21 protein-coding genes are annotated in these 23,405 nt (G+C 70.5%); 8 read left to right on the top strand and 13 right to left on the bottom strand.

Annotated elements, in window-relative coordinates; all coding sequences use genetic code 11:
• Nucleotides 1-118: 118 nt before the first annotated feature.
• Entirely contained in the window at nt 119-700 is a 582-nt protein-coding gene (locus F4553_RS32135) for a YceI family protein (protein ID WP_184843699.1), read from the top strand.
• Nucleotides 701-755: 55 nt separating this feature from the next.
• Here the strand turns inward: F4553_RS32135 and F4553_RS32130 are convergent, their stop codons facing one another.
• The 3 genes from F4553_RS32130 to F4553_RS32120 all read right to left on the bottom strand — a co-directional run bounded on the left by F4553_RS32130 (nt 756) and on the right by F4553_RS32120 (nt 3,753).
• The gene (locus F4553_RS32130; RefSeq protein WP_376776352.1) at nt 756-2,639 is read right to left on the bottom strand and encodes an ABC transporter ATP-binding protein; all 1,884 of its coding nucleotides are present in this window, start codon (nt 2,637-2,639) and stop codon (nt 756-758) included.
• 88 nt (nt 2,640-2,727) lie between these two features.
• Entirely contained in the window at nt 2,728-3,513 is a 786-nt protein-coding gene (locus F4553_RS32125; RefSeq protein WP_184843694.1) for an enoyl-CoA hydratase/isomerase family protein, read from the bottom strand.
• Nucleotides 3,514-3,525: 12 nt separating this feature from the next.
• The gene (locus tag F4553_RS32120; RefSeq protein ID WP_184843691.1) at nt 3,526-3,753 is read right to left on the bottom strand and encodes a helix-turn-helix domain-containing protein; all 228 of its coding nucleotides are present in this window, start codon (nt 3,751-3,753) and stop codon (nt 3,526-3,528) included.
• Between the two features lie 421 nt (nt 3,754-4,174).
• Here F4553_RS32120 and F4553_RS32115 point away from each other — a divergent pair, with 421 nt between their 5' ends.
• The 3 genes from F4553_RS32115 to F4553_RS42615 all read left to right on the top strand — a co-directional run bounded on the left by F4553_RS32115 (nt 4,175) and on the right by F4553_RS42615 (nt 8,161).
• Nucleotides 4,175-5,209, top strand: coding sequence for a hypothetical protein (locus F4553_RS32115; protein ID WP_246467537.1), 1,035 nt, complete (start codon nt 4,175-4,177; stop codon nt 5,207-5,209).
• 94 nt (nt 5,210-5,303) lie between these two features.
• Nucleotides 5,304-6,473 carry a hypothetical protein gene (locus tag F4553_RS32110; protein ID WP_184843688.1) on the top strand — a complete coding sequence of 390 codons (1,170 nt, stop codon included), beginning with the start codon at nt 5,304-5,306 and terminating at the stop codon, nt 6,471-6,473.
• Nucleotides 6,474-6,511: 38 nt separating this feature from the next.
• Nucleotides 6,512-8,161, top strand: coding sequence for a SigE family RNA polymerase sigma factor (locus F4553_RS42615; protein WP_184843685.1), 1,650 nt, complete (start codon nt 6,512-6,514; stop codon nt 8,159-8,161).
• Between the two features lie 61 nt (nt 8,162-8,222).
• Here F4553_RS42615 and F4553_RS32100 read toward each other — a convergent pair whose 3' ends face one another.
• Nucleotides 8,223-8,570 (bottom strand): cupin domain-containing protein, encoded by a 348-nt coding sequence (locus tag F4553_RS32100; protein WP_184843682.1) that lies wholly within the window; start codon nt 8,568-8,570, stop codon nt 8,223-8,225.
• Nucleotides 8,571-8,587: 17 nt separating this feature from the next.
• On the opposite strand from F4553_RS32100, the gene F4553_RS32095 reads away from it, so the two are divergent.
• Complete coding sequence (locus F4553_RS32095; protein WP_184843679.1) at nt 8,588-9,193, top strand: TetR/AcrR family transcriptional regulator; 606 nt, start codon at nt 8,588-8,590, stop codon at nt 9,191-9,193.
• A 92-nt stretch (nt 9,194-9,285) separates the two neighbouring features.
• Here the strand turns inward: F4553_RS32095 and F4553_RS32090 are convergent, their stop codons facing one another.
• Nucleotides 9,286-10,878 carry an ABC-F family ATP-binding cassette domain-containing protein gene (locus F4553_RS32090; RefSeq protein ID WP_184843676.1) on the bottom strand — a complete coding sequence of 531 codons (1,593 nt, stop codon included), beginning with the start codon at nt 10,876-10,878 and terminating at the stop codon, nt 9,286-9,288.
• 142 nt (nt 10,879-11,020) lie between these two features.
• On the opposite strand from F4553_RS32090, the gene ypfJ reads away from it, so the two are divergent.
• Nucleotides 11,021-12,064 (top strand): KPN_02809 family neutral zinc metallopeptidase, encoded by a 1,044-nt coding sequence (gene ypfJ, locus F4553_RS32085; RefSeq protein WP_184843674.1) that lies wholly within the window; start codon nt 11,021-11,023, stop codon nt 12,062-12,064.
• 85 nt (nt 12,065-12,149) lie between these two features.
• On the opposite strand, the gene F4553_RS41370 is transcribed toward ypfJ, so the two are convergent.
• On the bottom strand, nt 12,150-12,794 hold the full coding sequence (locus F4553_RS41370) for an acVLRF1 family peptidyl-tRNA hydrolase (RefSeq protein WP_312875469.1): 645 nt from the start codon (nt 12,792-12,794) through the stop codon (nt 12,150-12,152).
• A 24-nt stretch (nt 12,795-12,818) separates the two neighbouring features.
• On the opposite strand from F4553_RS41370, the gene F4553_RS32075 reads away from it, so the two are divergent.
• Nucleotides 12,819-13,559: a GNAT family N-acetyltransferase gene (locus tag F4553_RS32075; protein WP_312875468.1), complete on the top strand. Its 741-nt coding sequence runs from the start codon at nt 12,819-12,821 to the stop codon at nt 13,557-13,559.
• A 10-nt stretch (nt 13,560-13,569) separates the two neighbouring features.
• Here F4553_RS32075 and F4553_RS32070 read toward each other — a convergent pair whose 3' ends face one another.
• Nucleotides 13,570-14,046 (bottom strand): hypothetical protein, encoded by a 477-nt coding sequence (locus F4553_RS32070; protein WP_184843666.1) that lies wholly within the window; start codon nt 14,044-14,046, stop codon nt 13,570-13,572.
• A gap of 221 nt (nt 14,047-14,267) precedes the next feature.
• On the opposite strand from F4553_RS32070, the gene F4553_RS32065 reads away from it, so the two are divergent.
• Nucleotides 14,268-16,184: a cellulase family glycosylhydrolase gene (locus F4553_RS32065; RefSeq protein WP_184843664.1), complete on the top strand. Its 1,917-nt coding sequence runs from the start codon at nt 14,268-14,270 to the stop codon at nt 16,182-16,184.
• A gap of 48 nt (nt 16,185-16,232) precedes the next feature.
• Here the strand turns inward: F4553_RS32065 and F4553_RS32060 are convergent, their stop codons facing one another.
• The 6 genes from F4553_RS32060 to hisS form a co-directional block, all read right to left on the bottom strand.
• On the bottom strand, nt 16,233-17,204 hold the full coding sequence (locus tag F4553_RS32060; protein WP_184843662.1) for a hypothetical protein: 972 nt from the start codon (nt 17,202-17,204) through the stop codon (nt 16,233-16,235).
• A 77-nt stretch (nt 17,205-17,281) separates the two neighbouring features.
• Complete coding sequence (locus F4553_RS32055) at nt 17,282-17,788, bottom strand: DinB family protein (RefSeq protein WP_376776321.1); 507 nt, start codon at nt 17,786-17,788, stop codon at nt 17,282-17,284.
• A gap of 118 nt (nt 17,789-17,906) precedes the next feature.
• Nucleotides 17,907-18,395 carry a hypothetical protein gene (locus F4553_RS32050; RefSeq protein ID WP_184843659.1) on the bottom strand — a complete coding sequence of 163 codons (489 nt, stop codon included), beginning with the start codon at nt 18,393-18,395 and terminating at the stop codon, nt 17,907-17,909.
• A gap of 241 nt (nt 18,396-18,636) precedes the next feature.
• Nucleotides 18,637-20,400, bottom strand: a complete 1,764-nt coding sequence (gene aspS / locus F4553_RS32045; RefSeq protein ID WP_184843656.1) for an aspartate--tRNA ligase — start codon at nt 20,398-20,400, stop codon at nt 18,637-18,639.
• 39 nt (nt 20,401-20,439) lie between these two features.
• Nucleotides 20,440-21,948, bottom strand: coding sequence for a glycoside hydrolase family 3 protein (locus tag F4553_RS32040; protein ID WP_184843653.1), 1,509 nt, complete (start codon nt 21,946-21,948; stop codon nt 20,440-20,442).
• A gap of 99 nt (nt 21,949-22,047) precedes the next feature.
• Nucleotides 22,048-23,400, bottom strand: coding sequence for a histidine--tRNA ligase (gene hisS, locus F4553_RS32035; protein WP_184843650.1), 1,353 nt, complete (start codon nt 23,398-23,400; stop codon nt 22,048-22,050).
• Between the last annotated feature and the right edge of the window lie 5 nt (nt 23,401-23,405).

Below are 23,405 nucleotides of genomic sequence, written 5' to 3'. Positions count from 1 at the left end.
GTCATTCGGAACCGACACGCTCCCGGATGGGTGAGCCGGGTCACTTCACTTTCGCCGCCGGTGCGTTATAGTTGAGCGGTCAACAATTGCTTGTTCACAGACTTTAGGGGAACCTGAGATGACCAGCGCAACCGAGCCCACCACCCGCACCTGGAACGGCCTGACCATCCCCGCCGCGGGCACCTACGAGATGGACGCCAACCACAAGCGCGTCGGCTTCATCGCCCGCCACATGATGGTCAGCAAGGTGCGCGGCGAGTTCGCGCAGGCGACCGCGACGATCGTCGTCGCCGAGGACCCGCTGCAGACGACCGTCACCGCGGTCCTGCAGGCCGAGAGCATCAGCACCGGGGCGGCCGACCGCGACGCGCACCTGCGCAGCGGCGACTTCCTCGAGGTCGAGAAGTTCCCGACCCTCACCTTCCGCAGCACCGGCGTGAGCGACGTCAACGGCAACGAGTTCACCCTCACCGGCGACCTCACCGTCAAGGACGTGACCAAGCCGGTCCAGCTCAAGGTCGAGTTCGAGGGCGTCGAGAAGAACCCGTGGGGCCAGGAGCTCATCGGCTTCAGCGCCAGCACCGAGATCGACCGCGAGGAGTTCGGCCTGACCTGGAACGTCGCACTCGAGACCGGTGGCGTTCTCGTCGGCAAGAAGATCAAGATTGAGATCGAGGCCGAGGCGATCCGCCAGGCCTGATCCACCACTCAGCGAAAAGGCGCCGGAGCTGCTCCGGCGCCTTTCGCATGTGCTCCTAGCGGGGTTCGGCGACCGCGAACTGGGTGCGGTAGAGATCGGCGTAGAGGCCGCCCTGGGCGTAGAGCTGCTCGTGGGTGCCGCGCTCGACGATCTGGCCGCCGTCGAGGACGAGGATCTGATCGGCCTCCCGGACGGTCGAGAGCCGGTGCGCGATGACCAGCGCGGTCCGCCCGGCCAGCGCCACCGCGAGCGCCCGCTGCACCGCCGCCTCGCTCTCCGAGTCCAGGTGCGCCGTCGCCTCGTCGAGGATCACGATCGACGGCGCCTTGAGCAGCAGCCGGGCGATCGCGATCCGCTGCTTCTCGCCGCCGGAGAAGCGGTACCCGCGCTCACCCACCACAGTGGAGAGGCCGTCGGGCAGCGCCCGGATCAGCTCCTCGACCTGGGCACCGCGCAGTGCCGACCAGATCTCGTCGTCGGTGGCGTCGGGCTTGGCGTAGCGCAGGTTCTCCGCGATCGACTCGTGGAAGAGGTGCGCGTCCTGGGTCACGACGCCGATCGCGTCGCGCAGCGAGTCCAGCGTCGCGTCGCGGACATCGACGTCGCCGACGAGCACCGATCCGTCGGTCACGTCGTAGACCCGGCTCACCAGCATCGACGTCGTCGACTTGCCGGCGCCCGAGGGCCCGACGAGGGCGACGAGCTGGCCCGGCTCCACGGTGAAGGAGACGCCGCGCAGCACCGGCGCGTTCGTCGTGCGGTCCAGCGTCGCCACGTCCTCCAGCGACGCCAGGGAGACCTCGCTCGCGGCCGGGTAGCGGAAGCGCACGTCGCGGAACTCCACCCGGGCGGTGCCCTTCGGGATCGCCACCGCGTCGGGGCGCTCGTCGATCGAGGGCGGCAGGTCCAGGATCTCGAAGACCCGGTCGAAGCTCACCATGGCGCTCATCGTGTCCACGCGCACGTTCGAGAGCTCCGTCAGCGGGCCGTAGAGGCGCAGCAGCAGCATCGCCAGGGTCACGACGGTTCCGGCGGAGATCTGGCCGTTCACGGCGTACCAGCCGCCCAGGCCGTAGACGACGGCCTGGGCGAGCGAGGCGACGAGCAGCATCGCGACGAAGAACGTCCGCGAATACATCGCGGAGCGGATGCCGATGTCGCGCACCCGGGCCGCCCGGTCGGCGAAGCGCCCGGCCTCGGTCTCCGGCTTGCCGAAGAGCTTCACCAGCAGCGCGCCCGCGACGCCGAAGCGCTCGGTCATCGTCGCGTTCATCGTCGCGTCGAGCTGGTAGGACTCCCGGGTGATCGCCGCCAGCTTCGTGCCGACCCGGCGGGCGGGCAGGATGAAGATGGGCAGCAGCACCAGCGAGATCACGGTGACCTGCCACGACAGGCTGAACATCACCGCCGCGGTCAGCACGAGCTGGATCGCGTTGCTCACCACCCCGGAGAGTGTCGAGGTGAAGGCGCGCTGCGCGCCGAGCACGTCGTTGTTGAGCCGGGAGACGAGCGCTCCGGTCTGGGTACGGGTGAAGAACTGCAGCGGCATCCGCTGCACGTGGTCGTAGACCTGGCTGCGCAGGTCGTAGATGATGCCCTCGCCGATCTTCGCCGAATACCACCGCTGGGCGAGCGAGAGCAGCGCGTTCGCCACGGCGAGCGCGGCGATCCAGACCGCGAGGCGCACCACGGTGCCGCCGGACTCCGGCTTGCCGCTGGTGATGGCATCGATGACATGCCCCGCGAGGACCGGTGTGGCGACGCCGATGACGGCGGCCAGCACGATCGTGACGAGGAAGACCGAGATGTCGTGCCGGTAGGGCCGGGCGAACCGCATGATCCGTCGGAACGTGCCACGGGTGAGTTGATGTTGCTTGACCTTGTCGGCATCGCGCATCGAGCGCATCATGTTGCCGCCGCCGCCACCCATTCCACCCATGCTCACGGGCATCCTCCACGCTGTCGTCGCTTGCCGAGCCGTCTCGGCTTCGACAACCTCTAGCGTAAGGAGTTAATTCCGTAACGCCTTATTCACCTAGGCCCGCGAGGTCGCGGATGCGCCGCACCTGGGCCTGGCGCTCGGCCAGCTCCTGCTCGGCGTAGGTCCGCCCGGAGGCTCCGAGCAGCAGCGCCTTGATCTCGATGACCGCGTTGCGAGGGCCGGCGAGCAGGGCCGCCGCCAGGTCGCGCGCGGCCGCGTCGAGCTCCTCGGCGGGTACGACCACCGCCGCGAGCCCGATCCGCTCGGCCTCCTCGGCCCGGATGCTGCGGCCCGTCGCGCAGATCTCCAGCGCGCGGGCATAGCCGACGAGCTCGACGAGGCGCTTGGTGCCGGTGAGGTCGGGCACGAGGCCGAGCGTTATCTCGGCCATCTTGAATGTCGCGGTGTCCGCCATGACCCGCAGGTCGCAGGCGAGTGCGAGTTGGAAGCCCGCCCCGATCGCGTGGCCGTGAACGGCTGCGATCGTGATCAGGTCGGGCCGCCGGAGCCAGGAGAAGGCACGCTGAAACCCGGCGATGCGGTCCTCAGCCTGGTCCGGCGGGATAACTGCGAGCGCGCCGAGTTGCTCTTGAGCACTGGCGAGGTCGAGACCGGCGGAGAAAGAACGTCCCTCGCCGCGAAGCACCACGACCCGGACGTCTCCGGTGAGTGCGGCGTCGATCTCACTCAAACGCGCCCACATCGCTGGCGTCTGCGCGTTGAGAACCTCGGGTCTGTCCAGCGTGACGGTCGCGATCGCGCCGTCCAGCTCAAGCCGTACTCCGGCCGGCACATTTTCTCCGGCCGGACGCACGTCGGGTGGCACGGTCATCAGTGTCGGAACCTAGGCCTTCTTGCGACGACGAGCGCCGCCGCGCTGGCGCAGCTGGACGCCCGACTCAGTCAGCACTCGGTGAATGAAGCCATACGAGCGGCCGGTCGTTGAGGCCAGCGCGCGGATGCTCTCACCAGAGGTGTAGCGCTTGACAAGGTCCTTGGCGAGCGTCTGCCGCTCGGTCCCGACGATCCGGCGACCCTTTTCGGTGGTGGTAGCTGTGCCGGTGGCTGCCATCGTGAATCCCTCACGTCCGGAGAAGGTGCGGTTCTGCGGTCTCATCTATTAGACCGCCTCGAACGATCATGCGCTAGATATCAAGTTCCCGCCAACCGACACGCACGGCACTGTCAGCAACCCGATACCCTGATGCGCCGTGGTGACCGATGAGAGCAAGAATGCGCGCAGACGCGAGCACGCCGACCTACTGACCTGGTTGGCGCTGGTCATCGTGGGTTCATTACTGACCCTCTGGGCAGTGAAAGCGGGACTGCGACTTGGAACGGCGAGCGCTCCATTTCTCGGCCGTTATCGAGTTGAGATCGGGTACGCCTCCGTATTGGCAGTACTGGTAGCGCTTACAGTCCTTACCATTGCGTATCGAGGATGGTTTGAACGTGCGCGCTTCGGAGCCTTACTAGCGAGTTCTTATCTCGGAATGCTGAGTTGGGCGGCCGCACTGGCCATCGTGGACGGTTCCAGCGGGTTCACCCGGGCGCTGCTCGACCCCGAGAGCTACCTCTCCGATGTCACCGCTGTGGGTGACGACCCTTTGGGCTACTTGCGGCATTTCACCGAACGTGCCGGTGAGCACTCCATCGCCACCCGGGGCCACCCGCCCGCACCGGTGCTGCTGCTCTGGCTGGTGCAGAAGGCGGGCCTCACCGACCACCTCGCCCTGGGGTTGGTCTTCACGGCGATCGGCGCCCTCGCCGTACCCCTGACGCTCATGGCTTTCAAGGATGCCTGCGGTGAGACGGCCGCGCGGCGAGCCGCACCGCTGCTGATCCTCGCCACCTCCGCGGTCTGGCTCGCGGTCTCGATGGACGCGGTCGTCGCCACCATCGTGGCCGCGATGATCGTGGCGGGCGGCCGGGCGAGCCGCGCCCGCGCTTGGCGGGCAGGCGGTTGGGCGGTCCTCGCCGGGATGCTGCTCGGGACGGCGGCGCTCTTCTCCTACGCCGCGGCGTGGCTCGGGCTCAGCATCGTCTGCCTCTACTTCGCGCGTCGGCGGGCCGCACTCAACATCGCCAGCGGCATCGGCGCGCTCATCCCCGTCATCACCGTCTGGCTCGTCGGATTCTCCTGGATGGACGGCCTCACCAGCGCCCACCTGGACTTCACCACGAGGGTCGAACCGGCCCGCCCGGCGTTGGCGTGGGCCGCGATCAGCATCGTCGCGCTGCTGCTCGCCGCCGGACCGGGGCTGGTGGCGAGCCTGCGCAAGTCGCGCACCACGCCCGGCTGGCCGTTCCTGGTCGGGGCCGGGGTCGCGGTGGTCTTCTCCATCGTCGCGGGGCTCGCCCGGGGCGGCGTGGAGCACGCGTGGCTGCCCTACTTCGCCTGGCTCTGCGTCGCCGCGACCGCGCCCGAGGAGCGGGGTGGACCGATCCCGCCCACGCCGCTGCTGCTCACCGCCGTCGGCGCGCTCACCGCGATCGTCGTGGAGGCGGTGCTCGCAACGCCGTGGTGAGGCGGCGCCGCAACGGAACCGGCCCGTCCGAGGGTCCGCGTGAGATCACCGTCATGCGCTGCAACCGTTGTCCCGGCAGTGGCGTGAGCACCGCATGACAACACATCAGCAGTCCCGGTCATCAGCACGGCGACGGATCGGTGGTGCCATCGCGGCGGCGGTGACGGCGTCGCTGCTCACCGCGGCCTGCCAGCCGACGACCCCGCAATCCCTGCCGGCGTCGGCATCACCCGGCTCGCAGGTGCCGAGCGCGTCCGCATCGCCACTGTCGCCACCCCCACCGCAGCCGAGCGGACCCGCGGTGCCGCTGCCGACGCCGGTCGATCGCGCCCCCTCGGGTGATCCGCTCACCAGGCTCGACTGGTCGACCGTCACGCTGCGGCTCGTCTCCGACCCGTCCTGCCCGCGCGGGGCGGTCCGCTTCTCCCGCTCGAAGATCGCGGGCCTGGGCACCAGCAGCCGGGTCGACCGCTTCCCCCGGGCCAGCTTCCAGCCGGACCGGGTCCTCGTCCGCGATCTCGACGGCGACGGCCGCGCCGAGGCCGTGCTGCACGTCTACTGCGCCCTCGCCGCGGACCACGGCGGCGACAGCACCGGCCGGCTGCTGATCGTCAGCCGCCAGACCAACGGCGAGCTGCGCGAACGGGGCTGGGCCACGCGTCCGAACCAGAGCGCGCACCTGTCCGCCTACTGGGTCGCCGGTGGTGTGCTGCACGTCGTGGAGCGCTCGGCATACGCCACCGCGGACTACCGGATCGGGCAGGTGCAGACCTATGCCCTCACCACCGGCGGCGTCACCTACACCGGTCTCGCGCCCGCCTTCCCGCCGGTCTCCCCCACCGGATCCCTGCCCCTGCACATCACCAGCGCGCTGGCGTGCGGCGGCGGGCTCCCGGCGCTGGCACCGGGTCGGCTCGACCTCGACAGCGCCGGGCAGGCGGTCCGCGGCGACCGCACCTTCAGCCTGGGGAAGCTGGAGGCCTTCCAGGTCGGGCCGCACATCGTCGTCGGACCGTCGTCGCGCCACCTCCTGCTGCTCGATGTGGGCTGCGCGCCCACCGGCAAGGACGGCTCGACGCCACGCGAGACCCTCCTCGCCTTCGCGCGGGCCGCGGACGGCTGGCACGAGGTCACGGCCTATCCGAACCCCCGTGGCTACCAGGTGCACGACTGGTGGCTCGGCGCGGGAGGCACCGGGCTGACCATCGTGTTCCGGGACGCGAACGACACGAGCCGTCAGAGCACGGTGAAATTGCCGCGCTGACCGCGCAACCGACGCGCGGCCCGAGGAGTGAGAGGCGCATGGAGCCACGGGACTTCGACACGTTCTACAGTGCGCACTTCGCCGACACGGTGGCGCTGACATACGCCTACACCGGTGACCTCGCCGGGGCACAGGACCTGACCCAGGAGGCGTTCAGCCGCGCCTGGCAGCGCTGGGCCTCGGTGAGCACCTACGATCAGCCGGTCGCCTGGGTCCGCCACGTCGCGCTCAACCTGGCCCGATCGCGGTGGCGGCACCTGCGGGTCGCGACGGCGTACCTGCTCCGACAGCGCGCCGACGACGCTCCCCCGCCGGAGCCCGACCATGTCGCGCTCGTCGCGGCGCTGCGCACCCTGCCCGAGAACCAGCGCCGCGCGATCGTCCTGCACCACCTGATGGACCTGCCCGTCAGCGAGGTGGCCCGGGAGATGTCCGCCGCCGAGGGCACGGTGAAGTCGTGGCTCAGCCGCGGGCGCGCCGGCCTCGCCACGACGCTCGGCGCCGAGATGCGGGCCGAGGTCGGGTCGCGGGTCACCGCGCCACCGGCCGTCGAGGTCAGGGCAAAGGCAGAACACCAGCGGCGGGTACGCCGAGCCGCGGGCGCCGTCGTCGCGGTGCTGGTCGTGCTGCTCGTCGTGGCGAGCCAACTGCTGCCGATCCGGCAGAATCCGCTGCCGCCGATCACGCCGTCCCCGTCCGTGTCGCCGACCCCCGCGCCGACCGGGCCCGTCGCACCGCAGCCGCTGCCCCTGGACCCCCGGCCGACCGGGGATCCGCTCGCCACCCGCGACTGGTCCGCCGTCTCGATCCGGCTCGTCTCCGCCGAGCGCAGCTGCCCCCGCGGACTGATCCGGTTCACCAGAACCGGTGACGGTCCCGCCACCGGCCCGAGCACCTTTCCGAAAGCGGTATTCGAGCCGTCGCGGGTCCTCGTCGGCGATCTCAACGGCGACGGCCGGGCCGAAGCGGTCCTCTGGGTCACCTGCTTCAACAACGAGGAGGACTCCGGCGACGGCCGGGGACGGCTGCTCATCGTGGGCCGCGAGGCCGACGGCGAGCTGCGCGAACGCGGCTGGGCCGGGCACCTGGGCGCGCTGTTCACCAGCACGTGGATCGCCGGGGGGATCCTGCACGTGGGCGAGGATGACGGGGGCAACCCGCTCGGGCAGGTGGACACCTTCTCGCTGACCGGCGACCGGGTCACGGCGCGGGGGCCGGCTCCGGCGTACCCCCTGATCTATCCCACGACCACGATGCCGCTGCACGTCACGAGCGCGCTGCCCTGCGCCGGCGGGCTCGCGCCCCAGGTCCCCGGCCGGCTCTCCTTCGACTCCGCCGGATTCCAGGTCGACTCCGACCGGGCCTACAACGTCAGCGGGGCCAACACGCACGGCGCGGGTCCGCACTTCATCCCGGCCGGCCGGACACCGCGGATCGTGCTGCTGCTGGCGATCGGTTGCGCTCCGCCGACCCCGCCGGGCGGCTCCTCGCCGGAGACCTATGTGGAGCCGTGGAACACGCTCGTCGCCTTCGAACGGGCGCCGGACGGGTGGCACGAGCTGCGGACCTACACCGTTGCGAGCGGCGATCCGGTGGGCTACTGGCGCATCGAGGCGGGGAGGCTGATCGCGAGCTTCGGCCGGGTCGGCGGCACGAGCCGCGAGTCCTCCTTCCCGCTCCCGGAGTAGGCGCCGACCCTGACCCACGATCGCCGCAACTCTTGAAGAGTTGCGGCGATCATGCGTCTGATCAGTGGCCGCTGGGGCCGAGCTGGGCGGCCCCGGCGAGCGGCTCGCCCTTCAGCTCGACGAAGACGCAGCGGGTCTCGGTGTCGCCCGTGTTCTCCCCGGTGTGCTCCTGCGCGCCGACCCAGCGGGCCTCGCCCGCACCGAGCTCGATGTCGACCTGCCGGCCGCCCGACGAGACCCGGCGCTGGAAGGAGCTGAGGGTGACCATGACGCTGTCGGGGTGGCGGTGCGGCGAGGTCCGGTCACCGGGGCGGTCGCGATATTCCAGGACGCGAACCCGGTCGTTCTCGAAGAGCAGGTGGTAGAGCTGCGGGTCGGTGACGACCGGGTCGTGCGGCGTCTCGTTCATGGGACTACGATACCATGATGGGCATCGACGTACCATATGAGCAGACCGGCCGCCGACAGCAGAAGGGGCGCACCCGGGACGCCCTGGTCACCGCCACCAGGAGGCTGCTCGCGCAGGGCGTGACGCCGACCGTCGAGGAGGCTGCCGCCGCGGCCGACATCTCGCGCACCACGGCGTACCGCTACTTCCCCAGCCAGCGCAGCCTCCTGCTCGCCGCGCACCCGCAGATCGACGAGGAGTCGCTGCTCGACGCCGACGCACCCGCCGACGCGGCGGACCGGCTGGAGATCGTGATGCGGCGCTTCACCGACATCACGGTCGAGTGGGAGCCGCAGCTGCGCACCTCGCTGCGGCTGACGCTGGAGGAGAGCGGGGGCGAGCGACCGCTGCTGCGGCAGGGCCGGGCCATCGGCTGGATCGCCGACGCGCTGGCACCGCTGCGCGAGAGCCGTCCGGACGTCGACGTCCAGCGCCTCGCGGTGGCGATCCGGTCCGCCACCGGGATCGAGGCGCTGATCTGGCTTACCGACATCGCGGGGTTGGACCGCGCGGACGCCGCGCGGATGATGCGCTGGTCGGCCCGGTCGATGCTGCGCGCGGCGCTCGACGGCGACCAGCCCTGACGACGGCCGCCCCGAGCTCGCCGCGACCGGCGATCGCCGCAACGAAGATCGCCGCAACTCTTCACGAGTTGCGGCGATCGTGGAGTGCCGACCTAGGCGAGCTCGACCAGTTCGAGCAGGTCGTCGCTCCAGGCGTCCTCGACACCGTCCGGGAGCAGGATGGCGCGGTCGGGCTTGAGCGCGGTGACCGCGCCCGGATCGTGGGTGACGAGCACGATCGCGCCGGGGTAACGGGCGATCGCGTCGAGCACCTGCTCGCGGCTGACCGGGTCGAGGTTGTTGGTGGGCTCGTCCAGGAGCAGCACGTTGGCGCCGGAGCAGACGAGCGTGGCGAGCGCGAGCCGGGTCTTCTCGCCGCCGGAGAGCACCCCGGCCGGCTTGTCGACGTCGTCGCCGCTGAAGAGGAAGGCACCGAGGATCTTGCGCAGGTCGGTGTCGGTCTGATCGGCGGCCGCCGAGCGCATGTGGTCGAGGATCGTGCGATCCATCTCCAGCTGCTCGTGCTCCTGGGCGTAGTAGCCGACCCGCAGGCCGTGGCCCGCGTTGACCGAGCCGGTGTCGGACTCCAGCACACCGGCGAGCATCCGCAGCAGCGTGGTCTTGCCCGCGCCGTTGAGGCCGAGGATCGCCACCCGCGAGCCCTTGTCGACGGCGACGTCGACGCCGCTGAAGATCTCCAGCGAGCCGTAGTATTTCGAGAGGCCGGTCGCGGTGAGCGGGGTCTTGCCGCAGGGCGCGGGGTTGGGGAAGCGCACCTTCGCCACCTTGTCGGAGGCGCGCACCTCCTCCAGTCCGGACAGCAGCTGGCCGGCGCGGCGGGCCATGTTCTGCGCGGCGACGGTCTTGGTCGCCTTGGCCCGCAGCTTGTCGGCCTGGGCCATCAGGGCGCCGGCCTTCTTCTCGGCGTTGGCGCGCTCCCGAGTGCGGCGGCGCTCGTCGGTCTGCCGCTGCTCCAGGTAGGTCTTCCAGCCGACGTTGTAGGTGTCGATCACAGCGCGGTTGGCGTCGAGGAACCACACCTTGTTGACGACCGATTCCAGCAGGCCGGCGTCGTGGGAGATCACGATCAGCCCGCCCTTGTGCCCGGCGAGGAAGCCGCGCAGCCAGTTGATCGAGTCGGCGTCGAGGTGGTTGGTGGGCTCGTCGAGGAGCAGGATGCCCGCGTCGCCGGAGTCGCGGAAGAGGATCCGGGCCAGCTCCACCCGGCGGCGCTGGCCGCCGGAGAGGGTGCCGATCGTCTGGGCGAGCACCCGGTCGGGCAGGCCGAGGTTGGCACAGATCCGAGCGGCCTCGGCCTCGGCGGCGTATCCACCGAGCGAGGCGAACTGGTCCTCAAGCTGGCCGTAGCGGCGGATCGCCTTGTCGTCGGAGGCCATCTTGCTCTCCAGCGACTGCATCTCGGCCATCAGCTTGTCCAGGCCCCGTGCCGAGAGCACCCGGTCCCGGGCGGTGACATCGAGGTCGCCGGTCCGCGGGTCCTGCGGCAGGTAGCCCACCGGGCCCTTGCGCTCGATCTGGCCCGTATAGGGCGTGCCCTCGCCGGAGAGCGACTTCAGCATCGTGGTCTTGCCCGCGCCATTACGGCCGACAAGGCCGATCCTGTCACCGGGCTGCACCCGGAGGGTGGCTTCGGAGAGCAGGATGCGGCTGCCGGCGCGCAGCTCGAGCCCGGTTGCGGTAATCATGATGCAACTAGCGTACTTGGCGCGCCGTACTGATTTTCAACCCAGCATGATCAACGTGAGCAACGCTACCCGATTTGTCATCCCCTGCGGCGGGTGGGGCTTACGCTGTGGTTCTGCTGATCACCGGCGCAGGAGAGGCCCCATGTCACTCAATGAGAACGCCGACCTGGACCCGAGCCAGGTCGAGGACCTTCGCGGCGCCGGTGGCGGCGGCGGAGGTGGGGGCGGTGGCATGTTCCCCGGCCTCGGCGGGGGCGGTGGCGGCGGGGGCGGGCTGCCCGGCGGCGGTGGCGCCGCGCTCGGATGCCTCGGCAGCCTGCTGCCGATGTTCCTCAAAGGCGGCAAGGGCGGCAAGCTCGGCCTGGTCCTCATCCTCGTCATCTGCTGCGTCGGCGGCTTCTGCCTGCTGCGCGGCGGCGGGCTCAACAGCCTCGGCGACCTGGGCGGGCTCGGCGGCGGCACGGCCCCGCAGGCGTCCGCCAACAACTCCGCGCTCGCCGTGACCTGCTCGAAGGACAACCCCAAGCGCTTCGACGACCCGGCCTGCCGCAACCTCGCCTACATCAACTCGATCCAGGCCTACTGGCAGAAGTCGCTGCCGCAGAACTTCGGCAAGCCCTACCAGGTCGTGCCGACGCGCTACTTCAGCGGCTCCGTCAACACCGCCTGCGGTGCGGCCACCTCCGGTGTCGGGCCGTTCTACTGCCCCGGCGACAACCGGGTCTACATCGACCTCAGCTTCTATGACGAGCTGGCCCGGCGCTTCGGCGCACCGGGGCAGTTCGCCCAGGCCTATGTCCTCGCCCACGAGTACGGGCACCACGTGCAGACCCTGCTCGGCACCGAGGCGGAGGTGCGGCGGGCCCAGCAGCGCGACCCCCGCAACGCCAACAGGTACTCGGTCGCGATGGAGTTGCAGGCCGACTGCTACGCCGGTGTCTGGGCGAAGTCGGCGACGTCGACGACGAGCGACACCGGCGTACCGTTCTTCACCAACATCACCACCAAGGACCTCGACGAGGCGCTCAACGCGGCGGCGGCGGTCGGCGACGACACGATCCAGAAGAAGGCCGGCGGCTCGATCAACGAGGACGGCTTCACCCACGGCAGTGCCGCGCAGCGCCAGCAGTGGTTCCGCCAGGGCTACACCACCGGCGACCCGAAGCAGTGCAACACGTTCAGCTGAGGTCCGGTCCCGGTCCCCGGTTTGCAGCAAGGCGTGGCCATTCCCTGTCGGGAGGCCACGCCTTGCTGCAAACCGGGGACCGGGGTCAGTCGCTCAGGCGGATGCGGGTGTTGCGGGCGGCCTTGGCCGCCTCCTCGAGCACGGCGAAGCGCGGCTCGGCCACCTCCAGGAAGCGCTCGTCGCGGTGCTCCAGCAGCGGGGCGAGGCGCCGGTCGGCGAGGATGGCGTCGATCATCGGGCGGTCGCCGCCGCAGACGAGCGCCGTGATCCTCGTCACCGACGGCAGCAGCACCCGGGCCACGATGTCGGCGGCCTTCTCCGTCGCCGCGGTCGCCTGGTTGTCCCGGCGCCGGGCGTAGCGCTGCTGCGACCAGCCGCCCGCCGCCGTGCGCCCCTGCACGTAGAAGGTCTCCACCTTGGAGACCTCGATCTCGTCCCCGAACGCGACGCCGACCGCCATCGCACCCCGCCGGGCCAGCAGCAGCCCGATCCGGTGCGGCAGCTTCGCGGCGGCGATGAGCTCGTCGATCGTCGCGACCGGGCCGACCCCCGGCGGCGGTGTCAGCTCGGCGGTGACGCCGTCGGCACCCGTGATCACCAGCCCGGACTCGGTCTCGGGCGAGCCGTGCCGCTGCACGAACCCGTCCAGCCAGCGGGTCAACCGGGGCGGGTCGACATCGACCCACCGGCCACCACCCGCCGCGGGCCTGGCGCCCGATCGTCCGCTCACGGGCCCCACGGTACCGTTTTCCCCGTGATCGGCCCGACGCCTTACCTCCACGGCCGTGCCGAGTTGCTCGACGCGACCGACCGGCACCCCTACGCCCTGCTCACCTCCAGCGGCGGTCAGGTCACCGCGTGGCGCGCCGGTGACGGCCTGGTCTGGCGCGCGGTCGGTCCCTGGGGGCCGATCATCGCCTCCCTCGGCGGCGAGGCCGGGCCGGTGGCGATGCTGATCGCCCAGCTCGACCATGTCGGGTTGCTGGACGGCATCCGGTGGATGCACCTGCCCCGGAGCCCGCGCGCGCAGCTCGCCGCCACCCTCACGGTCCTGGAGCAGGACGACTGGGATTTCCTCTGGACCGCCGACGAACCGCCGCCGCACCCCGGCGAGGCGGACGTGGTCGCGCTGACCGAGGCCGACCACGACGAGATCCTCGCGGTGATCGCCGACGCGCTGCCGCACAGCACCAGCCGACCCGGCGATCCGCGGATCCGGACCTGGCACGGCATCCGGCACGGCGGCAGGCTGGTGGCGGTCGCGGGTGACCGCAGCGTCGACATGATCGGGCACATCTCCGCCATCGCGGTCGCCTCGGACCGGCAGGGCGGCGGCTTCGGCGCGGCGCTCACCTCGGCGCTGACCCGGCGGCTGATCGCGGAGTTCGGCATGGCGTCGCTCGGCGTGATGTCCGACAACGACGGCGCGCTGCGGTTCTACCGCCGCCTCGGCTACGCGGGTGAGCTGACCCGCAGCTCGATCCGGATCAGCTGAGACAGGCGCTCTACCAGGGCCAGTGCTCGGCGAGCGAGACCGGGCTGTCGCCGGGCCAGACCACGATGACGCGCTCGCAGTCGGTGTCGAAGACGAGCATCGCGCCCGCGATCTGGGCGAGCGCGCAGATGGCGTAGAGCGCCGCGGTGCTCTCCGGGTCCCGGAACCCGACGCTGCCCACCTCGCTCTCGGGTGTGAGCGGCGCCTCCTGGTCCTCCCAGTCGGGCGCCTGCAGCGTGACCTCGCCGAGGTCCAGCCCGCCGCCGCTGGCGAGCTCGAACCCCGCACCGAGGCCGTCGACCCGGAACCAGGGCGTGCCGTGGCACCCGGCCTTGCGGAAGGCGGTCAAAACCTCCGCCACCACCGGCAGGGGGTGCGGCGGCGGCAACTGTCCGGGTACGCCGAAAGAGGCGCTCGCGCTCGCCGCCCACTCGAGGACGTCCGGCTGGACGGAGTGGAGCGGGGTGGCAAGGATCGACCAACTCACGCCAGTAAGTAAACCCTGATTCGCCCCGCGCGGCATTGGCGGATTAGTCGGGCGGCGTCTGCGAACGGCGGGCACTTCGCGGACCTCAACTTAACCGGTTGTGTTGATGAACGTCATCGCTTAGGCTATCGCCGGGACGGGCTTGAGCACGGTCATCGGGGCGCACATCTGTTACGCCCCTTGGTGTCCCCCTTCACCGGGGCTCTTGTCCGAGGTAGGAAATGAAACAACGCATCGCGATCGCCGCCACCGCGGTGGTCACACTCATCATGTCCATGCTCCTGTTCGCCGAGCCCGCGCACGCCGCAGTCGGCATCCGCGTCACCAACGGAAAGCTGGTCGAGGCCAATGGCACACCGCTGAAGCTGCGGGGGATCAACCACGCCCACACGTGGTACCCGAGCCAGACCAACTCCTTCGCCGACATCAAGGCGGCCGGGGCCAATGCCGTCCGCGTGGTGCTCAGCGGTGGCCGTTGGACCGCCAACACCGCCGCCGACGTCAGCAACGTGATCAGCCTGTGCAAGGCCAACAAGCTGATCTGCGTACTGGAGAACCACGACACGACCGGCTTCGGCGAACAGAGCGGCTCCGTCTCGCTGGACACGGCGGTGAACTACTGGATCAGCATCCAGAGCGCGCTGACCGGCCAGGAGAACTACGTCATCCTCAACATCGGCAACGAGCCGTTCGGCAACAACGCCGTCACCCCCAACTGGACCAGCGCCACGTCGAGCGCGATCCAGCGCCTGCGTACCGCGGGTTTCCAGCACACGATCATGGTGGACGCGCCGAACTGGGGCCAGGACTGGGGTTTCACCATGCGTGACACCGCACCGAGCGTGCTCGCGGCGGACACCACCGGCAACACCATCTTCAGCATCCACATGTACGGCGTCTTCGACACCGCGGCCGAGGTCACCGCCTACATCAGCTCCTTCACCAGCCGCAACCTGGCGCTGTGCGTCTGCGAGTTCGGCGACATGCACTCCGACGGCAACCCCGACGAGGACACGATCCTCTCGGCGACCCAGGCCGCCGGGATCGGCAACATGGCCTGGTCGTGGAGCGGCAACGGCGGCGGGGTCGAGTACCTCGACCTCGTGACGAGCTTCAACCCGGCGCAGCGCAGCTCGTGGGGCAACCGATACATCACCGGCGCCAACGGCCTGAGCACCACCTCCACCCAGGCCACGATCTATGGCGGCACCACCCCCGACACCACCCCGCCGAGCACGCCGTCGGGCCTCGCCGCGTCGGGCACCACGAGCACCAGCACCACGCTGGGCTGGACCGCCTCCACCGACAACGTCGGCGTCACCGGATACGACATCCTGCGCGCCCCGGGCACCTCCGGCGGCTCCTTCGCCGTGGTCGGTTCCTCGACCACCACGTCGTTCACCAACACCGGCCTGACGGCGGCGACGGCGTACCGCTACCAGGTCCGGGCCAAGGACGCCGCGGGCAACGTCTCGGCGGTCTCCAGCACGGTCACCGTCACCACGTCCAGCGGTGGCGGCGACACGACTGCGCCGAGCGCGCCGACGGGCCTCACGACCTCCGGCACCACGAGCACCAGCACCACGCTGGGCTGGACCGCCTCGACCGACAACGTCGGCGTCACCGGATACGACATCCTGCGCGCCCCCGGTGCCAGCGGCGGCTCCTTCGCCGTGGTCGGTTCCTCGACCACGACATCGTTCACCAACACCGGCCTGACGGCGTCGACCACCTACCGCTACCAGGTCCGGGCCAAGGACGCCGCGGGCAACCTATCGGCGGTCTCCAGCACGCTCAGCGTGATGACCTCCTCGGGCGGCGGCGGTGGCGGCTGCACTGCGACCGGCACCGCGCAGAGCACCTGGAGCAACGGCTACGTGCTGCAGCCGGTGACCGTCACCAACACCGGCACCGCCACCATCACGAGCTGGACCGTCACCGTCACGCTCCCGGCGGGTCACGCCCTGACCGGCTCCTGGAACGCGACCTTCACCACCAGCGGACAGGTCGTCACCGCCAAGAGCATCTCCTGGAACGGCACGCTGGCACCGGGGGCGTCGACCTCCTTCGGCCTGCAGGCGAGCCGCCCCAACGGCGACACGAGCCTGCCGACCGGCTACACCTGCACGACCCCGTAACACCCCGCCGAACGACGGCCGCCGTGGAGTCCACGGCGGCCGTCGCCGTCACGGAGCGGTGCCGGCCTCCTCCGGGACCGGCGCCGTGGACCGCAGTCGCAGTGCCAGCAGGCTCGCCAGGACCAGCACCACGCCGGTGATCAGGACGATGACGGCCGGGCTCAGCCCGCCGTCGGTGACGTCATAGACCAGCTCCGGTACGGCGAGGGTGACCCCGAGGACCGCGCCGAACAGCATCACCGTCGCCCGGGTGCTGCGGTAGAGCAGGAAGCAGGCGGCTGCCGTCGCGGCCGTCAACCCGTACCCCCAGATGTTGGGAGCGGAACCGAACAGCGGCGCCTGCCCACCGACGATGGCGAGCGCGCCGCCGACGAGCAGTCCCAGCGGTCGCGGGGTGATCAGCGAGGCGAAGCTGAGCACGATCCAGACCGCCCCGGCCGCGACGAGCGCGAGTCCGGTGCCGAGTGCTTCGGCACCAGCCAGGTCGACCATCGTGACGCTGACCGCGGCGGCGCTCCACAGCCCGGCGCAGACGACGCTGAACGGGCTGGACCGCACCAGCAGGGCGACGATCGACGCGCCCAGCCCGGCCAGCATCGCGTAGGTCGGCTGGTGCACATCGACCTGAGAATCTGCCGCGACCAGCACCGCGGCTGCGAGCGGGACGGACACCAGGGCCAGCAGCCCGCTCGCGGCCCGGCCCCGCGCTCCGGTCGTCGCGCGCAGGCCCGCTGCTCCGGCGAAGGCGACGGCCGCGACCGCCATGACGGCGGCGACGCCCACCAGGATGGCGACCTTGGCGAGGTGCCCCAGGTCGTCCCAGGCGGTGCCCAGGAGCAGCAGCGCACCGACGGCCATCAGGGCGCCTCCGGCATAGCCACCCGCTTCGGCCAGCCAGCCGAACTGCTTGACCGGTGCGGCGGCGAAGGCATGCCGGACGGCGCCGGCCTGTTCCACGGTCAGCTGACCCTCTGTGACGAGCCGCTGCAGCGCGGCTTCTTCTTCCTTACCCAGTGGCATGCCCGTATCGTCCTCGGCCGATGCGGTGCGGCGGCAGAGCTGACCTACTCACGCGGGCTCGGCCGGATACTCAGGTACTACGCGCCGGTGGCGCCGTCGACGCGCTCCCGCACGAGGTCGGCATGGCCGTTGTGGCGGGCATATTCCTCGATCATGTGCAGGATGATCCAGCGCAGGCTCGCCGGGCTGCCGTCACCGCGCATGCCGAGGTCCTCGAGAGATGCCGCCGCTGCGACGATCTCGCGGGAACGCGCACAGTTGGCCCGGAAGACCGCCAGCACCTCGGCGGGCGGCATGGAGTCGAGCTCCTCGAAATCGGCGTTGACCTCCAGTGGATCGAAGATCGACGGCAGGTCCAGCTTGGCGAAGCGGATGCCGAACCACCAGGTCTCCACGTCGGCCATGTGCCGCAGCAGGCCGAGCAGCGAGATCTGCGACGGCGGGGTGCTCAGCTCGCGGAGCTGGTCGTCGGTGAGTCCGGCGCATTTCAGCTCCAGCGTGGCCCGCTGGTAGTCCAGGAACGCGACGAGCATCGCGCGCTCGTCGCCGGTCTGCGGGGGGTTGATGCGGCTGTCGATGGTCACCCGCGCATCATGCCCGTGGGCACCGACACTCCGCCCTGATCGCGCTGTCTCCGGTGAACGACCCTCTCGCACCTGAGCGGAGAGGGTCGTTCGCCGGAGACAGCGCGATCGCGTCCGGTCAGCGGCGGCGCTGCCTGCCCGAGACCTCGCGCTCGCCGATCTGCGTGGCGAGCCGCTCAAATCCCGCGGCCATCAGCTTTTCGAACCGCTCGAACCGGAGATCGACCTTCCGCTCGAACTCATCGAACCTGCCCTCGAGCGTGTCCATCCGGTCGCAGACGCCGTCGACCTTGGTCTCCAGGCTGCCGACCTTGGTCTCCAGGCTGTCTACCTTGGTCTCCAGACTGCTGACCTTGCCGGACAGGCCCGCGACAGCGGTCTCCAGGTTGGACACTCGCGTCCCCTGATCAGCTACCTTTCTCCCCAGGTAATCGATCCTCTCGCCGTGCTCGACGAGCGTCCGCCGCATGTCGTTGGACGCGATCGCCAGGTTGCCGACCTGCTTCTCGACGCCGCCCGGGTAGGCGGCCGCCATCGATCGCGAATCCAGGTCCAGAACCGCGCCCGCGAGCACGCTGATCGGATTGACCTGCTCCAGATCGGCCATGCCCTCGAGGATGGGTCGCACCGCGACCGCCACGCCCGACTCTGCCACTGCTGTCACTGCCAGTGCTCCTTCAATGAGGTGTGCGATTGCTCGCGGTGAGAGGGGCACCTCGCGCAGGCGGCTCGTGCCGCCGCGAAAATGCTAAGCAATGAGAGGTCATGATCGCAATAACCGGTGGCGGGCAGAAATAGATTCAGCCAGGCAGCGCACGAGGTGCCACCTGGCTGAGAGCAGAACGGGATCAGGAGATCGCGACCGGCTTCGGCTTGCCGTCGACGCCGGCCTCCAGCCGCTGCTGTGACGTGATCGGCGTCGGCGCGCCGGTCAGCGGGTCGAAGCCGCCCCGGGTCTTCGGGAAGGCGATGACCTCCCGGATCGAGGTCTCCCCCGCGAGCAGCATGCAGACCCGGTCCCAGCCGAAGGCGATGCCGGCGTGCGGCGGCGGACCGTACTGGAAGGCGTCGAGGAGGAAGCCGAACTTGTCCTTCGCCTCCTCGGTCGAGATGCCCAGCAGCGAGAAGACCCGCGACTGCACGTCGCCCCGGTGGATACGCACCGAGCCGCCGCCGATCTCGTTGCCGTTGCAGACGATGTCGTACGCATAGGCCAGGGCGCGGTCGGGGGCCGACTCGAAGGTGTCCATCCACTCCGAGTTGGGCGAGGTGAAGGGGTGGTGCACAGCGGTCCAGCCGAGCTGCTTGCCCGCGTCGTCGGTGGCGGGCTCGAACATCGGCGCATCGACGACCCAGCAGAACGCCCACGCGGACTCGTCGACCAGGTCGGACCGCTTCGCGATCTCGATCCGGGCCGCGCCGAGCAGCTCCTGCGACGCGCGGCGCTCACCGGCGGCGAAGAAGATCGCGTCGCCCGGCTTGGCACCGACCGCGTCGGCGAGACCGCTCAGGTGCGCCTCGGCGAGGTTCTTCGCGACCGGTCCCTTGGGCTCGCCGGTCTCGGCGTCGATGAGCAGGTAGGCGAGGCCGCGGGCGCCGCGCGCCTTGGCCCAGTCCTGCCAGCCGTCGAGCTCCTTGCGGGTCTGCGCCGCACCGCCCGGCATCACGACGGCACCGACGTAGGGCGCCTGGAAGACCCGGAACTCGGTGCCCGCCAGGAACTCGGTCAGCTCGACGAGCTCGACACCGTAGCGCAGGTCGGGCTTGTCGGAGCCGTAGCGCTCCATCGACTCGGTCCAGGTGATCCGCCGGATCGGACCGGCCGGGATCTCGTGCCCGGCGAGCTCGCTCCACAGCTTGCGGACGAGCTCCTCGCCGAGCTCGATGATGTCGTCCTGGGTCACGAAGGACATCTCGATGTCGAGCTGGGTGAACTCGGGCTGCCGGTCGGCGCGGAAGTCCTCGTCGCGGTAGCAGCGGGCGATCTGGTAGTAGCGCTCCATGCCGGCCACCATCAGCAGCTGCTTGAACAGCTGCGGGGACTGGGGCAACGCGTACCAGCTGCCGGGCTGGAGCCGGACCGGCACCAGGAAGTCGCGTGCCCCCTCGGGGGTGGATCGCGTCAGCGTGGGGGTCTCGATCTCGTTGAAGTCGCGGGCATGCAGCACCTCGCGGGCGATCTGGTTGGCCCGCGAGCGCAGCCGCAGCGCGCTCGCCGGGCCGCTGCGGCGCAGGTCGAGGTAGCGGTAGCGCAGGCGGATGTCGTCGCCGGCCTCGATGTTGTCGTCGATCGGCAGCGGCAGCGGCGCCGCGGTGGAGAGGACCTCCAGCTCGGTGACGATCACCTCGACGGCGCCCGTGGGCAGCTCCGGGTTTTCATTTCCGGCCGGGCGGGCCGAGACCGTGCCGACGACCTTGACGCAGAACTCGTTGCGCAACGAGTGCGCCGTGTCTTCGTCGCGGAAGACGATCTGGGCGACGCCGCTGGCGTCGCGGAGATCGATGAAGGTCACGCCACCGTGATCACGCCGACGGGCCACCCAGCCCGCGAGCGTCACCACCTCACCGACGTGCGTTGCGCGCAGGATGCCGGCGTTGTGCGTGCGGATCACGAGTTGCTCCCGGATGAAAGAAACGGCTACGACAGGGCCCTATTCTCGCATCCCGGTCAGGAGCTCCGCCGCCGCCCGGCCACACACCTGCGCGGCGCCGTGCGTCGCCAGGTGCACCGCGCCGAGCGGTTCCCCGGTCGGCACACCCATCTCCACCACGATCGTGTCCGGGCGCCGGGCCAGAACGACCGCCAGCGTCCGCGCCATCCACTCATGCCGATGCGCGTCGCGTACGACGAGCACGAGCGGCCTGCCGTCGGCCGTCTGCAGAGCATGCGGGAGGGAGCCGTTGGCCGCCCCCACCGAATCCACCCGCTCGACGGTGGTGCCCGGGAGCAGGGCTGCGAGCGGTGCGCCGACGCCCCACGGCGTACCCGCGTCGATGGCCATGTTGACCGTGGTCGCGAGCTCGACGACGTGCGCGCCCGTCGTCAGGGGTTTGATCTGCCCGGTGACCCGGACCGCGCGGCGGGCGGCGGCGAGGCCGACCTCACCGCTGCCCCAGCGCAGCGCGGCGGCCTGGCGGTTGGCCGCCTGGGCTGCGGTCCACTCGGCGAGCGCCGCGACCCGGCCGGCCGCCTCGGCGAGGCGCTCCTCCGGGAGCACGCCCTCCAGGACCGCGGCGACCAGCGCGTCGCGGAGCATCAGCGCGGCCTCCTCGTCGGCGGTGTCACCGCCCACGCAGACCGCGTCGGCACCGGCGGCGATGGCGCGCACGGTGGCACCGGCGAGGCCGAACTCGGCCTTGATGGAGGCCATCTCGATGCCGTCGGTGATGACGAGGCCGGTGTAGCCGAGCTCCTCGCGGAGCAGCTTGACCAGCACTCGCGGGCTGAGCGTGGCCGGCAGGGCCGGGTCCAGCGCCGGCAGCAGCAGGTGCGCGGTCATGATCGCCCTGGTCCCGGCGGCGATCGCGGCCCGGAAGGGCACGAGCTCGACCTCGGTGAGCCGGTCGGTCGAGGCCAGCACGATCGGCAGCCCGTGGTGCGAGTCGACGGCGGTGTCGCCGTGGCCGGGGAAGTGCTTGGCGCAGGCGGCGACCCCCGCCGACTGCAGCCCGCGGACCCACGCGGCGGTGTGCCGGGCGACCAGCTCCGGGTCGGCGCCGAAGGAGCGCACGCCGATCACCGGGTTGTCCGGGTTGGAGTTGACGTCCGAGGTCGGCGCGTAGTTGAGGGTGATCCCGGCGGCGGCGAGCTGGGCGCCGATGTCGGCCGCGACCGCCTCGGTGAGCGCCAGGTCGTCGACGGCGCCGAGCGCGTGGTTGCCGGGCCGGGTGCTGCCCGTCTGCACGTCGAGCCGGGTCACGTCGCCGGACTCCTCGTCGACGGCGATCACCACGCCGGGGTTCTCGGCGCGCAGCTCCCGGGTGAGACCGGCGAGCTGCTCCGGATCGGCGATGTTGCGTGAGAAGAGGGCCACCCCGCCGAGGCCGGCTGCCAGCCGTCGGCGCAGCCAGTCCGGCGGCGAGGTGCCGACGAATCCTGGTTGCAGCACGGCGTCGGCGAGCGTCGCCAGGTGCTGTTCGGTCTTCACGTTCGTGGCCATGAGGCGTGTCTCCCCCGCACAGAGGAGTGCCGACGCCGGCAGCGGTGCTGGACCGCAGCGCGACCGGTCGTCGACACCGATACCGCCTCAGGTTAATCCTTAGGTTTCTTTATTGAAAGTAGTGGAGATCGCAGGAAATAGGTCCGCCGTGGGGGGTGCCCAGGTCGCGGGAGCTGCATCCTCCTGAACACCTGACCGAATGTCTTTCACCGTGTCACCCGTTTCGGCATTTGCCGGGAACCAAACGTACGGGATGCCGCGCCGTTCGGCGTACTTAATTTGCTTTCCAAACTTAGCCGCGGAGGGCGACACCTCCACCGCGATGCCCCGTGCGCGCAGTGCCGCAGCGGTGCGCATCGCGCCCGATCTGTCCTCTTCGGACGGCAGCGCGATCAGCACACACGTCGGCGTCGGCCGCGACACTGCCAGCGCGTCCCGGCCGAAGAGCAGTCCCAGCAGCCGGCTCAGGCCGATCGAAAGACCCACGCCCGGGAAGCGGTCGGTGCCGGCCGACGCGAGGTTGTCGTAGCGCCCGCCCGAGCAGACGGAGCCGAAACGCTCATAGCCGATCAGCTGCGTTTCATAGACCGTCCCGGTGTAGTAGTCCAGTCCTCGGGCGATCTTCAGCTCAGCAACGCACAAACCGGGCGAGTGCGCCCGCGCCGCCTCGACCACGGCGACGAGTTCGCCGAGGCCCTCATCGAGCAGCGGGTGGCTGACACCGAGCTTCGCCACCTCGTCGGCGAACGAGGCGTCGGCCGCCGAGATCTCGGCGAGGGCGAGGCACGCCTTCGCCTGCGCCTCCGTGACACCCGCTCCGGCCAGTTCCGCGATCACCTTGGCGGGGCCGATCTTGTCGAGCTTGTCGACCGCGCGCATCACCGCCTCCGGGTCGGCGATGCCGAGCCCCCGGTAGAAGCCCTCCAGCACCTTGCGGTTGTTGACCTGGATGCGGATCGGCGGCAGCGGCAGGGCCGCGAAGGCGTCCCCGATGACGAGCGGCAGCTCGGCCTCGTAGTGCGCCGGCAGGGTGTCGCGGTCCACGATGTCGATGTCGGCCTGGATGAACTCGCGGTAGCGCCCCTCCTGCGGCCGCTCGCCGCGCCAGACCTTCTGGATCTGGTAGCGCCGGAACGGGAAGGCGAGCTTGCCCGCATTTTCCAGCACGTAGCGGGCGAACGGCACGGTCAGGTCGAAGTGCAGCCCGAGCTGCGCATCGCTCGCACCCCGCGGCTCCTCCGCCTCGGCCTGCAGGCGGCGCAGCAGGTAGACCTCCTTGGAGGTCTCACCCTTGCTGAGCAAGGTCTCCAACGGCTCGACGGCGCGCGTCTCGATCGGGGCGAAGCCGTGCAGCTCGAACGTACGCCGGATCCGGTCGAGGAACTGCTGCTCGATGATGCGGTTGCCGGGCAGCCACTCCGGGAAGCCGGAGATGGGCATGGGCTTACTCATGACGT

This window comes from Allocatelliglobosispora scoriae (genome assembly GCF_014204945.1).
Taxonomy (GTDB): Bacteria; Actinomycetota; Actinomycetes; order Mycobacteriales; family Micromonosporaceae; genus Allocatelliglobosispora; species Allocatelliglobosispora scoriae.
The sequence above is the reverse complement of the archived record's forward strand: the minus strand, read 5'-3'. Positions and strand labels throughout refer to the sequence as shown.

Excerpts from the sequence above, each read along its gene's own strand:
- F4553_RS32135 (WP_184843699.1), top strand. The coding sequence starts at position 119 with ATGACCAGCGCAACCGAGCCCACCACCCGCACCTGGAACGGCCTGACC.
- F4553_RS32130 (WP_376776352.1), bottom strand. The coding sequence starts at position 2,639 with ATGGGTGGAATGGGTGGCGGCGGCGGCAACATGATGCGCTCGATGCGC.
- F4553_RS32125 (WP_184843694.1), bottom strand. The coding sequence starts at position 3,513 with ATGACCGTGCCACCCGACGTGCGTCCGGCCGGAGAAAATGTGCCGGCC.
- F4553_RS32120 (WP_184843691.1), bottom strand. The coding sequence starts at position 3,753 with ATGGCAGCCACCGGCACAGCTACCACCACCGAAAAGGGTCGCCGGATC.
- F4553_RS32115 (WP_246467537.1), top strand. The coding sequence starts at position 4,175 with ATGCTGAGTTGGGCGGCCGCACTGGCCATCGTGGACGGTTCCAGCGGG.
- F4553_RS32110 (WP_184843688.1), top strand. The coding sequence starts at position 5,304 with ATGACAACACATCAGCAGTCCCGGTCATCAGCACGGCGACGGATCGGT.
- F4553_RS42615 (WP_184843685.1), top strand. The coding sequence starts at position 6,512 with ATGGAGCCACGGGACTTCGACACGTTCTACAGTGCGCACTTCGCCGAC.
- F4553_RS32100 (WP_184843682.1), bottom strand. The coding sequence starts at position 8,570 with ATGAACGAGACGCCGCACGACCCGGTCGTCACCGACCCGCAGCTCTAC.
- F4553_RS32095 (WP_184843679.1), top strand. The coding sequence starts at position 8,588 with ATGGGCATCGACGTACCATATGAGCAGACCGGCCGCCGACAGCAGAAG.
- F4553_RS32090 (WP_184843676.1), bottom strand. The coding sequence starts at position 10,878 with ATGATTACCGCAACCGGGCTCGAGCTGCGCGCCGGCAGCCGCATCCTG.
- ypfJ (WP_184843674.1), top strand. The coding sequence starts at position 11,021 with ATGTCACTCAATGAGAACGCCGACCTGGACCCGAGCCAGGTCGAGGAC.
- F4553_RS32065 (WP_184843664.1), top strand. The coding sequence starts at position 14,268 with ATGAAACAACGCATCGCGATCGCCGCCACCGCGGTGGTCACACTCATC.
- F4553_RS32060 (WP_184843662.1), bottom strand. The coding sequence starts at position 17,204 with ATGCCACTGGGTAAGGAAGAAGAAGCCGCGCTGCAGCGGCTCGTCACA.
- F4553_RS32050 (WP_184843659.1), bottom strand. The coding sequence starts at position 18,395 with ATGGCCGATCTGGAGCAGGTCAATCCGATCAGCGTGCTCGCGGGCGCG.
- F4553_RS32040 (WP_184843653.1), bottom strand. The coding sequence starts at position 21,948 with ATGGCCACGAACGTGAAGACCGAACAGCACCTGGCGACGCTCGCCGAC.
- hisS (WP_184843650.1), bottom strand. The coding sequence starts at position 23,400 with ATGAGTAAGCCCATGCCCATCTCCGGCTTCCCGGAGTGGCTGCCCGGC.